Raw genomic sequence first — 13,815 nt, forward strand, 5'->3', positions numbered from 1 at the left:
CCCGCGTCAGAGCGAGGTCATTCCGCCGTCGACCTGGAAGGTCGCCCCGGTCGCGAACGAGCCGTCGTCGCTCGCGAGGTAGACCATGATCCCGGCGACGTCGTCCGGCGTCCCGGCGCGCCCGATCGGGATGCGGCCGACGATCGCGGCACGCGACGCGGGGTCCTCGCTGATCGCCGAGACGAGCGGCGTCTCGGTGTAGGCGGGCTGCACCGTGTTCACCCGAATGCCGCGGTCGGCGTAGGCGGCGGCGACGGTGCGCGACAGTCCGTGCACACCGGCCTTGGAGGCGCTGTAAGCGGTGAAGTCCTTGCCCTCGCCGTTGACGGCCGTCGGGCTGCCGGTCAGGATGATCGATCCGCCGCCGAGGGTGAGCATCGTGCGCACGGCGTACTTCACGGTGAGGAACGCTCCGGTCAGGTTGACGTCGATCGTGCGGCGCCAGACCTCGAGGTCGAGGTCGGCGGCGGGGGCGTCCTGTCCGAAGAGTTGGATGCCGGCGTTGGCCACCACCACGTTCGGTGCCCACCCGGCATCCGTCGCCGCGGCGAAGCCGGCTTGGACCGATCCCTCATCGGAGATGTCCATCGTCACCGCCATGGCGGCGTCGCCGATGCGGGCTGCGGCGGCCTGCGCGCCCTCGCCGTTGCGATCGGCGAGGATCACGCGGGCGCCTTCGCGGGCGAAGCGTTCGGCGACGGCCGCCCCGATGCCGAGCGCGGCTCCGGTGACGAGCGCGGTCTTGCCGGCGAGTCGTGTCATGTCGGTCATCTCCGGATCAGCGCTCGATGTGGTCGAGGTGCAGCATGCGCGCGAGGTTCTTGTCGAGCTCGTCGTCGCGGAAGATCTTCTTCCAGTCCTCCTTGATGATGCTCTCGCGACCGTAGTCCATCGCGATCAGGCACGCGTCGCTGAACGGGTTGTCGCCGCGCAGGCCGTTCGCGAGCGCCACCTGGGTGTGCCCGTAGAGGATGCTGCGGGCCGCCGCCTCGGGCACGCCCATCGTGTGGATCGCCTCGTGCAACGCCTCGTTGAGGAGCGACCCGATCATGCAGGCGACCGTCTCGACCAGGGTCGGCTCGAGCTGGGCGAGCTGCTTCACGGTGACGAAGTGGACGTCGATGACCGGGGCGTAGATCGCACGCACCGTCTCCTCGACGATGCGGGCGTGCTCCCGGTCCTCGGAATCGACGGCGGCGATCGCGTCCTGGGGCGCGGCGATGCCGCCGAAGGTGTCGGCCCACTCCTCCTTCGTCGTGCGCTCGAGGAACACCGACGGGTGGCACGGGTGCGCGACCGCCTGGACGACGTCCTCGCGGGTGGTCAGCAGCCCCGCGTAAGCCGCGGCAGGGTCGAGTGTGAGAACGATGGCGCCGGGCTTCAGCTGGGGGACCAGTTCGGCCGTCACCGCGCCGAGGGCGAGGTCCGGCACGGCGAGCACGACGATGTCGGCGTCCGCGACCGCGACGGCGGCATCGGTCAGCTCGCGCCCAGCGGCGATCGTCCGCTCCCGTCCGGCGGGCGAGTTCTCGACGTACCGGACGACGTGGTCGGTCTTCACGAGGTTGTCGGACACGCGCATGCCCATCTTCCCTCCGGCGCCGATGACGGCGATGGTGTGGCTCATTCGAAGCTCCTCAGGTGGCTCAGGGTGGCGCGGGTCCAGTCCCGCTCGGTGCGGACGGTGGTCTCGGGGTCGCCCTGCCAGGGCAGCCAGTGCTCGACGATCTCGTTGATCCCCCGCTCGCGAGGGCGGACGGTGTCGAGGAGGTGGTGGTAGTCGTGGAGGCCTTCGCCCATCCGGGCGCCGGAGTAGCTGAAGCCGACCCACCCCGGCTGTCGAGCGAAGGCGAAGTCCTTCGCGTGCACGTTCACGACCACCTCGGCGGCCTCCTCGACGCAGTGGCGCGGCGGCTCCAGCCGGGCGACGACGTTGGCGGGGTCCAGGCAGATCCCGACGTTCGGGCTCTCCGCCTGGTGCACCAGTCGGACGAGGTCGGCCGTCGCGATCTGCTCGTACGTCTCGAGGGCGAGAGTCACGCCCGCCGCCTCGAAGGCGGGGAGGACGCCGCCCAGCAGCGCGCCCGCCTCGGCGAGCGACGGTCGGGAGTCGGGCGCGAACACCATGCTCCGCACCAGGCGGGCGCCGAAGATGTCGGCCAGCGAGAGGAACCGCTGCAGATGCGCGGTCTCGATGCCCTTCGTGCCGAGCTCGATCGTGAGGCCCAGCTCGCGGGCGGCGCGGGCGGCATCCGCGATCTCACGGTCGGTCATCTCGGTCAGCGGTGCGTAGTCGCAGATCTGGAAGAGGCCGACACCGAGCTCGCGCGTCGCCTCGAACGCGCCGATGAGGCTGAGCGGTTCGGGGACGCGATCGGAGTGCTGCCAGACGAAGGCGTAGGTGCCGAGCCCGATCACGGCGCGCTCCGGGCGAGGGCGTACGCCTCGTCGAGCACGTCGCCGAACGCCGCCGGGTCGTGGGCGAAACGACCGAGGAAGAGGCCGTCCACCGCACGGCCGAGCCCGGTCAGCAGGCCCGGTCCGGCCGAGCCGCCGTAGATGACGCGCGAGCCGGCCCGCTTCGGGTCCGCGGCGAGGACGTCGCGGAGGGCACCGGTGACGGCCGAGATGTGGTCGATCGGCGCAGGCGAGGGGGCGCCGATGGCCCAGACGGGTTCGTAGGCGACGACGACCGGACCCGCGGGAGCGCCCGCCAGGCTGCGTCCCAGCTGGGCGACGGTCGCCGAGGCGGCACCGTCGGCATCCGCTCGTTCATCCTCGCCGAGGCAGAGCACGGGGGTCACCCCGTGCCGGAGCGCGGCGGCGGACTTGGCGGCGACGTCGGCGTCGGACTCGCCGAAGAGCCGGCGGCGTTCGGCATGACCGATCTCGGCGTACGTCGCGCCGGACTCGGCGACCTCAGACGCGGTCACCTCACCCGTGTACGCACCGGGCTCGAACGCCGAGACGTCCTGCACGCCGAGGCGCACGCGGGTGCCGGCGAAGGCGCCCGCGGCGTCCTCGAGCTGAAGGTATGTGGGGATGACGAACGCCTCGACGGCGCCGGAGCGCACGCCGTCGTGCGCGCGCAGCACCGCGGCCGCGCCCGCGAACCAGATGCGCGCCTGGCGGCGACCGAAGTACGCCTTCAGACTCACCCCCACCAGGGCCGGCTGCATCAGCAGGATCCTGTGGTCTCGTACTCGTCGATGACGGCCACCTTCGATGCCGACGCCGACGACGGGTCGAAGCGGTAGGTCAGCCATTCGCGCACGAGACGGCGGGCGAGCTCGATGCCGACGACGCGCTGACCCATCGTCAGGACCTGGGCGTCGTTGGAGAGCACGCCGCGCTCGACGGAGAACGAGTCGTGCGCGGTCACGGCACGGATGCCGGCGACCTTGTTCGCGGCGATCGCGACGCCGAGGCCGGTGCCGCAGATCAGCAGGGCCCGGTCGGCCTCGCCGCGGGCGACGCGCTCGGCCGCTTCGATCGCGACCCTCGGGTACGCGGTGTGGCCGTCGGCGTCCACTCCGACGTCGAGCACCGAGACCACGCCGTCGTTCTGCTCGAGGTCGCGCTTCAGGATCTCCTTGTAGTCGTAACCGGCGTCGTCGCTGCCGATGACGAGGCGCAGGGGTGCGGTCATGTCAGATCCTCTCGGGGGAGTCGGGCGTCGCCGTCCGGCTGATGACGGGGGCCGCGGCGAGGGTGTCGCCGACGGCGGTGACGATCAGGGCGAAGGAGTGCGCGCCGGCATCGACGGTGCCGACGGCGTGCTCACCGTGCGTGCGGGCGCGGCCCTTGCGGGGGAGCAGGTCCGCGGTTGCGGCCGCTGCGGTGGTCGCTGCGGCGGCAGCGGTGCGCCAAGCATCCGCCAGGCGGGTACCCGCCGTCACCTCGCGCGTCAGTGTCTCGGTGAACGGGAGCAGTGCGTCGACCATGGTCTTGTCGCCGACCTCCGCTTTGCCGTGCGCGACGACGGCGCCGACCCCGGCGGCGACCCCGTCGGCGATGCGTGTCGCGTCGGGGCGCCCGGCATCGCCGAGGCGGTTCGCGAGCTCGGTGAGGAGGAGGCCCCAGAGCGCGCCCGAGGTGCCCCCCGCCCGGTCAGACCACGCGTCGGCCGCGCGGGTGAGCGTCGTCGCCGCGCCGGCGCCCGCCGCGGCGGCCTGTCGTGCGGCGCGGACGGCCGCGCGCGAGCCGCGCTGCATCCCGATCCCGTGGTCGCCGTCGCCCGCGACGGCGTCGATCCGGCCGAGGTCGTCGACGTTCTCGTCGATCGTCGTCGCAACGGTGTCCAGTGCGGCCACGACGGTAGAGGCGAGCAGGAGGGATGCCGCATCCCCGGCGACCTCATCGGCGGCGACGGACGCGTCGGCGTGCGCGGCATCCCGTCGCTCGGCCTTCGGGACGGCACCGCGACGGTACGCGGGGGTGTCCACTGGGGTCTCCCACAGCTCGGCGAGCTCGTCGTCGAGCCAGAACAGGGTCAGGGAGGTTCCCGCCATGTCGAAGCTGGTGCAGTACTCGCCCACGTGGGGGTCGACGATCTCGAGCCCGGCGCCTTCGAGGAGTGCGGCGACGCGGCGGTAGACGACGAAGAGCTCTTCGTACTTCAGCGAGCCGAGTCCGTTGAGCAGCGGCACGATCCGGCCGTCGGCACCGTCGGGCCGCTCATCCAGCAGCCGCTCGACGAGCATCTCGGCGAGGCCGTCGGCAGTGGGGATGTCGGTCTCGTCGATGCCGGGTTCGCCGTGGATGCCGAGACCGACCGCCATGCGTCCGTCGGGTACCGAGAAGAGCGGCGCCTGGGCTCCGGGCAGCGTGCACCCCGTGAAGGCGACGCCGAAGGAGCGGGTGCGCTCATTCGCGAGCCGGGCGACCCGGGCGACGTCGGTGAGAGGGTACCCGGCAGCGGCCGCGGCGGCCGCCGTGCGGAAGACGGTCAGGTCGCCCGCTATCCCGCGCCGGCGCGCGCGCTCGCCGGGTCCGGCGCTGGCGATGTCGTCGGTCACGACGACGGTCTCGCAGCCGATGCCTTCTGCGCGCAGGCGTTCTTGCGCGGCGTCGAAGTTGAGCACGTCACCGGCGTAGTTGCCGTAGCTCAGCAGCACCCCGCCGCCGGTGTGGGCTGCGCGCGCGACAGCATGGACCTGTTGCGTCGACGGCGAGGCGAAGAGGTTCCCCATCGCCGCGCCGTGGGCGAGGCCCGGTCCGACGAGTCCCCCGAAAGCGGGGTAGTGCCCGGATCCGCCGCCGATCACTACGGCGACCTGACCCTCCGGCACGCGGGTGCTCCGGACGACGCCGCCGGTGATGCGCTCGACGTAGCGACCGTTCGCGGCGACGAAGCCATCGATCATCTCGTCGGCGAAGTCGGCCGGGTCGTTCCACAGGCGCGTCATCGCGTGCTGCTCCTCGGGTCAGTGTGTCCTGCTCGACATTGTGCACAACCGGTTGACCAATTGCAAGCGCACCGCACTCGCCTCCTCCCGTATGTTGGGGCCGTGCCCGCTTACCCTTCCGACCGTTCCGCCGAGATAACAGCGGCCCTCGGCGCGCTCCCCTCGGGAACCCCTGTCTCGGAGGTCGCCCGCCGCCTGATGGACCTCTTCACGAGCGGCGAGATCGAGCCCGGGACGCGCCTGCCGCCCGAGCGGCAGCTCTCGCTCACCCTGGGTGTCGGCCGGTCCGCGGTGCGCGAAGCGCTCGCCGCGCTCGAGATCCTCGGGATCGTCGACGTGCGCCCGGGGTCGGGCACCTACCTGCGCGGAACGGCGAGCGACCTGCTGCCGCAGACACTGCGCTGGGGGCTGTTGATCGGACAGCGGAGCACCGACGACCTGCTCGACGTCCGCTCGGGCCTGGAGATCTACTGCGCCCGTCTCGCCGCCTCGCGCGCCGACGTCGGCGATATCGCCCGGCTGGCGGACTCCCTCACCCGCATGCGCTCGGCCGAGACCGACCTGACGGCTTTCGCCCGAGCGGATGCCGCGTTCCACGACGCGCTCGCCCGCGCAGCCGGCAATGACGCCCTCATCGACCTGCTGCATGTCGTGCGCTCGCTCCTCCAGGTCTATGCCGACCGCGCGGTGCACGACGCCGAGGCCGCGCGCCTCGCGATCGCCGAGCACGACGCCGTGTTCCGGGCGGTCGAAGCGAGGGACGAGGATGTCGCGGCATCCGCGATGGCCGTCCACATGACGACGGCGGCCGCACGCCTGGCCGGGGCATCGCGCGACTGAATGTCACCGTTGCAAAACCACTGAACGTTATTTAGTCTTTCGACGTCGGGGCCGAACCGTGCCTCGCCCGCCACGACGACGTCGCAGGAGACCGCAGTGTCCGCATCCCTTTCCACCGCCCCCGACGGCACGCGCTACCGCGACCTGAACCGGAACGGCGTGATGGACCCCTACGAGGATCCGCGCCTCCCGATCGCGGAGCGTGTCGCCGACCTCGTGTCGCGGCTCTCGCTCGAAGAGAAGGCGGGGCTCATGATCCAGACGATCGTCCCGACGACGACCGACGGCGAGGTCGACGGGCCGTCGACGATGCCGGGACGGGCCTCGGCGCGCGAGTTCATCGAGGGAATGCACGTCACTCACCTCAACATCCATCAGATCCCGGATCCGCGGGCGATGGCCCGCTGGGTGAACGGGCTGCAGCACGTGGCCGCGGCGTCGGGCCACGGCATCCCGGTCACGATCTCGACCGACCCGCGTCACTCGTTCACCGAGAACGTCGGCGCCTCGTTCACGGCCGGGCACCTCTCGGCCTGGCCCGAGCCCCTCGGACTCGGTGCGCTCGCCGACCCGGGCTTCGTGCGGGAGTTCGCCGACATCGCACGGCGCGAGTACCTGGCCGTCGGCATCCGCTCGGCCCTGCACCCGATGCTCGACGTCGCCACCGAGCCGCGGTGGCCGCGTCAGTACGGCACGTTCGGACAGGATGCCGAGCTCGTCGGGCGCCTCGGGGTCGCCTACGTCGACGGCTTCGAGGGCGACCGGCTGACGGCGGCGAGCGTCGCGTGCATGGCCAAGCACTTCCCCGGCGGAGGCCCCGAGAAGGATGGCGAGGACCCGCACTTCCCGTACGGCACCGACCAGGTGTACCCCGGCGGCATGTTCGAGTACCACCTCGAGCCGTTCCGCCGCGTGATCGACCGCGGTGTCTCGGCGATCATGCCCTCCTACGGGATCCCGCGCGGTGTCGTGCTCGACGGCGAGCCGGTCGAGGAGGTCGCCTTCGGCTTCAACCACCAGATCATCACCGGGCTGCTGCGCGAGAAGCTGGGCTTCACCGGCGTCGTCTGCACCGACTGGGGACTCATCACCGAGTCGCGCCTCATGGGCAAGGTGCTGCCGCCGCGGTCGTGGGGTGTCGAGCACCTCAGCGAGATCGAGCGGGTGCGGAAGGCCCTCGACGCGGGTGTCGACCAGTTCGGCGGCGAGGACGACCCGGCGCTCGTGATCGAGCTCGTGCGCTCGGGAGCCGTCCCGGAGTCGCGTCTGGACGTGTCCGTCGCGCGGCTGCTGACCGTCAAGTTCGAGCTCGGCCTGTTCGACGACCCGTTCGTCGACGAGGATGCCGCGGGCGAGATCGTCGGCAGTGCTGAGTTCCGCGCGGCCGGGGACCGGGCCCAGTCCCGCTCGGCCGTGATCCTGCCCGGTGGGGCGGGGGACGCGGCATCCGTCCTGCCGCTGCGGCCCGGGACGGCGGTGCACGCGCCCGAGATCTCGGACGATGCGATCCGCTCAGCGGGGCTGGTGCCGGCGGCGGATGCCGAGGGTGCCGACGTGAGTGTCTTGCGGCTGCAGCCGCCCTTCGACCCGCGCGACGAGTACATGCTCGAGGCGCACTTCCACGCGGGGTCGCTCGCGTTCGACCAGAGCGTCGTCACACGCGTCGTGGACGTCGCCGAGACGGCCCCGACCGTCGTGGCGATCCACCTCGAGCGCCCCGCGCTGCTCGCCCCGGTGGCGGAGCACGCCCACGCCGTCGTCGCGACGTTCGGTGCGTCGGAAGAGGCCCTGCTCGACGTGCTCACCGGTCGGGTGCGCGCCGAGGGTCGGCTGCCGTTCGAGATCCCGCGCGACGAGGCAGCAGTCCTCGCCGGCCGGTCGGATGTCCCCGGCGGTACCGCCGACCCGGTGTACGAGGCGGGCACCCCTTCCCTCGTGGTGACAACGGATGCGTGAGCGGCGCAATTCGGCGCAGGGGCGCGAGAGCCGCGAGCTGATCCTGCAGACGGCGCTCGAGGTCATCGGGCGGCGTGGCTACGGTTCGACCTCGTTGCGCGACATCGCCGCCGAGGTCGGGATGACGCAGGCCGGCATGCTCCACCACTTCGGCACGAAGGAGAGCCTGCTCGTCGAGGTGCTCCGAGAACGCGACGCCGCGACGCGTGAAGCGCTCGCCGAGCAGGACGGCGACGAGCCGCCGTCGGTGCGCGTCGCGCGGCGCAATGCCGAGACCCCCTCGCTCGTTCACCTGTATGCGAGTCTGCAGGCGGCGGCATCCGCTCCGGACCATCCCGCGCATGCCTTCTTCGAGGAGCGTCAGCGGAGCGTGCACGCGGTCGTCGCGGCCGACATCCGGTCACGACAGGATGCCGGCGAGATGCCCCCCGGCATCGACGCCGACACGGCTGCGACGGTGCTCCTCGCCCTCTCGGACGGTCTGCAGCTGCAGCAGGGCGTCGATCCCTCGATCGACATCGCGGCTGTCCTCGCGTGGACGTGGGAGCGGCTCGCCGGCGCGTACTGAGCCGAGCTGAGTCAGGCGGGCCGGGTACCGGGCGTCGGAGTCTCGGACACTTCCGTCCACACTTCCGTCATCTCCTCGATCAGTCCGTCCCGGACGTTGATGAAGGTCGCGCAAGCGAACTCGGTGATGCCGCGGTCGTCCTGGGCGGTCACGACGGATCGACATGCCGCCCGCACCTGGTCTCCGAGAATGTCCTCGACACGCAGACCGTCGAAACCCGGGTAGGCGGCGTTGAGCTCGATCCATGAAGCTCGATCGAAGCTCTCCTCGGTGTGAACGTACCGGCAGGTGAAGGTCGGGTGCAGGTAGCGCTCCAGGTCCTCCCAGCGGTGCTCGTCGAGCGCCGACATCAGTTCCGAGAGAAGCGACACAGCCTGCATCATCGAATCGTAGGGGCACGCGCTTCTGTCCAGAACTCCCGTCGATGTTGCGCGGGCTCGGCCGGGAGCCCGAAGGCCATGTCTACTCCACCCGCGTCACCCGGATCGCCATGAACTGACGACCCGGCAGCTCGACGCGCACCTGACCGCGGTACGTCCCCGGCAGCTCGTCGATCGTGGTGTTCCAGGTGTCGATGACCTCGACGCGCCAGTCGCCCTCGTCGAGGATGACGTTGCGGAACCGCGGCCGGTTGAACCCGAAGTAGGCGACCTTGAGGCGTCCGGCGACGCCGCCCCAGGGAACATCCCAGTCGCTCGGCAGCGGATCCCACACCCCGTCCGGTGCCTGCGACTGCAGGTGCTCGAGGAAGCCGATCCGCGAGGGGGACGAGCCGTGGAGCGCGCCGCCCTTCGACCACCACAGCACCTCGTCGTCGTCGCCGACGGATGCCGCGCCCCCGAGGGCCGACGGGTAGTAGGTCTCGCCGTGGCCGACGTAGCCGCCGCGGACGGCGCCCTCCCAGAACCGGCGAACCATCTCCTCGCCGGTGATGTTGCCCCAGCCCTGGTCGATGTCGCCCTCGTAGGCGCACTCGTCGATGACGACGGGCTTTCCCCACTCCTCGCGCCACTGATCGGTGTTCTCCGCGGTGCGGTAGACGTCGACCCGCTGGATGCTGACGTGGGTGATCCACGGCTTCGCGTAGTCGTATACGGGTCGGCAGTTGTGGATCGAGTTGAGGTGACCGAAGGCATCCTCTTCGCCGACGATCGCCGCGAGACGCTCCCAGTCGTCGAGGTCCTTCGACCACAGCAGGTCGTACTCGTTCGCCATCGACCACCACACGTTCGCGAAGCCCGACATCCGCCGCACGACGTAGCGCACGTACCGCTCGTCGACGGCGGGGCCGAGGTCGGCGAATCCCCAGCGGTCGTAGGCGTGGAAGAGGATGAGGTCGGCCTGGATGCCGAGGGCCGCCAACTCGCCGATCCGCTGCTCCAGTCGCCGGAAGTGCGCCGGGTCGAACCGGGTGTGGTCGAAACCGTCGGCAAGGCTGCCGACGAAGGGGAAGTCGGCCGGCTCGTTCGCGTTGTAGAGGTACGACTTCGGGAAGACGCACATGCGGAGCTTCGCGAACGGAGCCTCGGCGAGCGTCTCGAGGGTCTTCTCCTGCAGTTCCTCCGGCTGATGGGTCCAGGCGTATGCCGTCGTGCCGATCGGGCGGTGCCGCGTGCCGTCGGCGTGCCGGAAGTGGAACCCGTCGACCCGCACGGGACCGCGCGAGCCGTCGCGTGCGCCGATGACTTCGACCGACCCGGTGATGCCATCGAGTGACCGCGCGGTGGACCGCGTCTCGAAGGTCCAGGTGCCGACGGTGTCGGCCAATGCGCGGACGACGTAGACGCCGTCGCCGTCGTAGAAGCCGCCGACCCGGATCTCGTCATCGCCGCGGCGGAAGAGCGCGTCGAGCTCGACGTCGACGAACGGGTTGCCGTGCGACGGCCCGGCCAAGCGCAGCTCGAGCGGGTCCCACAGCGGTGTCGGCTCCGGAAGCGTCAGGGTCGCCGACGCCCGCGCGACGTCGTCGCCCTCGTACGCGGGGTCGGGGGCGATCGCCGGCGCGTACGGCGGGCGCCCGGCGCCGGACCCCACGGCGGCGAGCGCGGCGAAGAACTGCTCGCGCACCTCGAGGTCCTCGAGGGCGGGGACGATGGCGACGAGCTGCCCGAGGCGGCCGCCGCGGAACTGCGTCGCCATGGGCGAGGCGGCCACGCCCGGCAGGTACCGCTCGAGGATCGCGCGGGCGTCGGGATCGTCGAGGGCCTCGCCGAAGGTGCTGGCGCGGTCGAACATGGTGTCTCCTCGGAGGGTCAGGCGGATGCCGTCGCCCGCCGGATCGCGTCGTCCACGGACGCGAGCAGGTCGGGCGGGGTGAACATGAGCGCGGTCGTGACGGGACGCCCCGCGCCCCAACGGGTCTCGGAGCGGATCGCCTGCGCACGATCCGTATCGACTGCCGCGATCGTGTCGATGAGCGCGGCGTACGCGCGCGGGTCGTCGATGACGTCGGCGAGCGACGCGTGCAGGCCGTCGAGCGGTGGACGTGCCGGGGTCGCCGGTGCGGGGAAGCGCCACTCGTGGCTGCCCGAACCCACCTCGTCCGGGGCGCCGGGGATGACGACCTCGGCGCGCGTGTTGGCGGGCACGATCGCGCTCACGACGATCTCGTCACCGTCCCGGCGCCACGAGACCGCCGCCTCGCCGTACGGGGTGAGGTGGCGCGCAGAAGCGGACGACAGGCTGTCGAGCGGCTGCGGCGCGATCCGCAGCCGCCGGTATCCGGGCGCGGCGGGCGCGAGCCCGGCGACCGTCCGGTGCAGCCAGTCGGCGACGGCGCCGAGCGCATAGTGATTGAACGAGGTCATCTCGCCCGGGTTGACGCTGCCGTCCGGCAGCAGCGAATCCCACCGCTCCCAGACGGTCGTCGCCCCCTGGGTCACGGGGTACAGCCACGAGGGGCACTCGGTCTGCGTGAGCAGGCGTTCGGCCGCGTCGAGATGACCTCCGCGGGTGAGGGCGTCGGCGACGAGGGGCGTGCCGACGAAGCCGGTCCCGATCCGGTATCCGCCCTCGCGCACGAGGCTTGCGAGGCGGTCGGCGAGCGCCGCGCGCACGACGCCATCGGTCACGAGGTCGAACTCCAGCGCAAGCGCGTACGCGGTGGGAGCGTCGCTCATCATGCGCCCGGCGGGCGTGACGTACTCGTCGACGAACGCACGTCTGCTGCGCTCGGCGAGGGTGCCGTAGTGCGCGGCATCCGTCTCCAGTCCGAGCAGGTTCGCTGCGTCGGCGACCTGACGCAGCGACCGCGCGTAGTACGCCGAGGCGACGATGTCGCTGTCGACCTTCGCCTGTCCCGGCTTGTCGGGCGGCGCCGACGGGTCGAGCCAGTCACCCAGCTGCATGCGGCCCGCCCAGAGCCCGCCTTCGCCGGCGTCGCGCCCCACGGCGTCCACCCACGCGCGCATGCTCTCGTACTGTGCCGCGAGGACGTCGCGGTCGCCGAAGCGCTCGTGCAGCACCGTCGGCACGACGGTCGCCGCGTCTCCCCAGGCGGCCGGGGAGGCGCCGCCTCCGGTGAATCCGCCGAGGGCGGACGGCACGACCACGGGCACCGATCCGTCGTTCCGGGCCTGCTCGTGCGCGAGGTCGCGCAGCCAGGAGGTGAGGAAGCCGGCGCTGTCGTAGAGGAAGGATGCCGTCGGCGCGAACACCTGCAGGTCGCCCGTCCAGCCGAGGCGCTCATCCCGCTGGGGGCAGTCGGTCGGGATCGAGAGGAAGTTGCCGCGCATGCCCCACACGACGTTGTCGTGCAGCCGGTCGATGAGCGGATCGGATGCCGCGAACCACCCGGTCCGCGTCATGTCGGTGTGCAGGACGACGGCCTCGACGTCGGCCGGGTCGACCTCGGCGCCCGTGATCTGCGCGTACCGGAAGCCGTAGAAGCTGAAGCGCGACTCGAGCACGTCGTCACCCCCGGAGAGCTCGAAGGTGGCGGTCGCCGCGGCGTTGCGCAGAGGGCGGAGCGCGAGCTCGCCGTCCTCGAGCACTTCGGCGTGACGGATCGTCACCGTCGCGCCGGCCTCGCCGCGCACCCGCACCCGCAGCCGTCCGACGAGGTTCTGTCCGACGTCGAGGATCGTTGCCCCCGAGGGGGTTGCGATCGTGTCGACGATGGGGAGCGTCTCGATCCTCCGCACGGGCGGCGCGATGCGTCCCTCGGGAACGGGGACATCCTCGTAACCGGGCTTCGCAGCGGCGCCCACACGGACGGGGGAGAACCCCGCGACCTCGCGACCCAGGTCCTGGTGCTCGCCGGCGTAGATGCCGCTGTCGACGATCGGTCCGTCGGCGGCCGCCTCCCACCCCTCGCCGGTGGCCGCCACGGTCGTCGTCGTGCCGTCGTCGAACGTCACCCGAAGCTGTGCCAGGAACGAGGGCTGCGTTCCGTAGAGCCGGTCGGTGAAGGCGAAGAAGCCGTACTTCTCGGTGTACCAGGCGCCGGCCAGCGTCGCCGACAGGACGTTCTCGCCCTCGTGGAGCAGTGCGGTGACATCGACGGTCTCGTGCACGAGCCGGTCGCGGTACGCCGTCCACCCCGGTGCGAGGACGTCGTCCGACACGGCGGCGCCGTTCACCTCGGGTTCCGCGACACCCAGCGCCGTCCAGAACAGCAGTGCGCGGGTCACCGGTCGTCCCAGCCGGAAGCGGGTGCGGACCACCGTCGGCTGGGCTTCGCGGCCCGGATCGGCCAGCCCGACCGGCTGCGCCACCCATTCGCCGGGGTCGAGGAAGCCGGCGGCGATGGTGAGTGGCTCCGACCAGGTCGTCCACGTGCCGGATGCCGCCTGTGCGCGCACGCGCACGTCGCGCTGCTCGCCGGCGGCGAGCGGAGCGAACGGCCACGAGACCAGCGCACTGTCCTCACCCGCGAGCTCGATCGTGTCGGCGCCGTCGTCGACTTCGGCCACGACCTGTACCCAGTCGGGCTCGCCGGTGTCGACGGTCCAGCTCAGCCGAGGGGTGGGCGTCGCGACGAACGCGGTGTCGTCGCGCAACTCGGCGCGGAACGTGGCGATGCGGGATGCAGGGATCACAGGG

Annotated in this window: 12 protein-coding genes; 3 read left to right on the top strand and 9 right to left on the bottom strand. The window is 71.6% G+C overall.

The annotated features are described in order from the left end of the window. Positions 1-6: 6 nt before the first annotated feature. From AB0259_RS12485 to AB0259_RS12510, 6 genes are read right to left on the bottom strand one after another with little or no spacing between them, the layout of a single operon-like run. On the bottom strand, positions 7-762 hold the full coding sequence (locus tag AB0259_RS12485; protein ID WP_366222885.1) for an SDR family NAD(P)-dependent oxidoreductase: 756 nt from the start codon (positions 760-762) through the stop codon (positions 7-9). Positions 763-778: 16 nt separating this feature from the next. Further along, positions 779-1,627: a phosphogluconate dehydrogenase C-terminal domain-containing protein gene (locus AB0259_RS12490; protein WP_366222886.1), complete on the bottom strand. Its 849-nt coding sequence runs from the start codon at positions 1,625-1,627 to the stop codon at positions 779-781. Beyond that, positions 1,624-2,418: a TIM barrel protein gene (locus tag AB0259_RS12495; RefSeq protein WP_366222887.1), complete on the bottom strand. Its 795-nt coding sequence runs from the start codon at positions 2,416-2,418 to the stop codon at positions 1,624-1,626. The genes AB0259_RS12490 and AB0259_RS12495 overlap by 4 nt, the downstream gene beginning before the upstream one ends. After that, positions 2,415-3,179: a triose-phosphate isomerase family protein gene (locus tag AB0259_RS12500; protein WP_366222888.1), complete on the bottom strand. Its 765-nt coding sequence runs from the start codon at positions 3,177-3,179 to the stop codon at positions 2,415-2,417. Before AB0259_RS12500 ends, AB0259_RS12495 begins: the two co-directional genes overlap by 4 nt. Further along, positions 3,179-3,649, bottom strand: coding sequence for a ribose-5-phosphate isomerase (locus tag AB0259_RS12505; protein ID WP_251581690.1), 471 nt, complete (start codon positions 3,647-3,649; stop codon positions 3,179-3,181). The genes AB0259_RS12500 and AB0259_RS12505 overlap by 1 nt, the downstream gene beginning before the upstream one ends. 1 nt (position 3,650) lies before the next feature. After that, the gene (locus AB0259_RS12510) at positions 3,651-5,408 is read right to left on the bottom strand and encodes a dihydroxyacetone kinase family protein (RefSeq protein ID WP_366222889.1); all 1,758 of its coding nucleotides are present in this window, start codon (positions 5,406-5,408) and stop codon (positions 3,651-3,653) included. Positions 5,409-5,510: 102 nt separating this feature from the next. Here AB0259_RS12510 and AB0259_RS12515 point away from each other — a divergent pair, with 102 nt between their 5' ends. The 3 genes from AB0259_RS12515 (at position 5,511) to AB0259_RS12525 (ending at position 8,772) form a co-directional block, all read left to right on the top strand. Further along, positions 5,511-6,248, top strand: coding sequence for a FadR/GntR family transcriptional regulator (locus tag AB0259_RS12515; RefSeq protein ID WP_251581694.1), 738 nt, complete (start codon positions 5,511-5,513; stop codon positions 6,246-6,248). 96 nt (positions 6,249-6,344) lie between these two features. After that, positions 6,345-8,204 carry a glycoside hydrolase family 3 N-terminal domain-containing protein gene (locus tag AB0259_RS12520; RefSeq protein ID WP_366222890.1) on the top strand — a complete coding sequence of 620 codons (1,860 nt, stop codon included), beginning with the start codon at positions 6,345-6,347 and terminating at the stop codon, positions 8,202-8,204. Next, the gene (locus tag AB0259_RS12525; RefSeq protein WP_366222891.1) at positions 8,197-8,772 is read left to right on the top strand and encodes a TetR/AcrR family transcriptional regulator; all 576 of its coding nucleotides are present in this window, start codon (positions 8,197-8,199) and stop codon (positions 8,770-8,772) included. Before AB0259_RS12520 ends, AB0259_RS12525 begins: the two co-directional genes overlap by 8 nt. A gap of 11 nt (positions 8,773-8,783) precedes the next feature. Here the strand turns inward: AB0259_RS12525 and AB0259_RS12530 are convergent, their stop codons facing one another. The 3 genes from AB0259_RS12530 to AB0259_RS12540 form a co-directional block, all read right to left on the bottom strand. Next, a complete protein-coding gene (locus tag AB0259_RS12530; protein WP_366222892.1) occupies positions 8,784-9,143 on the bottom strand; it encodes a hypothetical protein in 360 nt (119 codons plus the stop codon). Between the two features lie 91 nt (positions 9,144-9,234). Then, a complete protein-coding gene (locus AB0259_RS12535) occupies positions 9,235-11,007 on the bottom strand; it encodes a DUF5605 domain-containing protein (RefSeq protein WP_366222893.1) in 1,773 nt (590 codons plus the stop codon). Positions 11,008-11,024: 17 nt separating this feature from the next. Further along, the gene (locus tag AB0259_RS12540; protein WP_366222894.1) at positions 11,025-13,811 is read right to left on the bottom strand and encodes a family 78 glycoside hydrolase catalytic domain; all 2,787 of its coding nucleotides are present in this window, start codon (positions 13,809-13,811) and stop codon (positions 11,025-11,027) included. Positions 13,812-13,815: the final 4 nt, after the last annotated feature.

Origin of the sequence: Microbacterium sp. NPDC080005, assembly GCF_040702445.1 — a bacterium.
GTDB classification, from domain to species: Bacteria; Actinomycetota; Actinomycetes; order Actinomycetales; family Microbacteriaceae; genus Microbacterium; species Microbacterium oleivorans_D.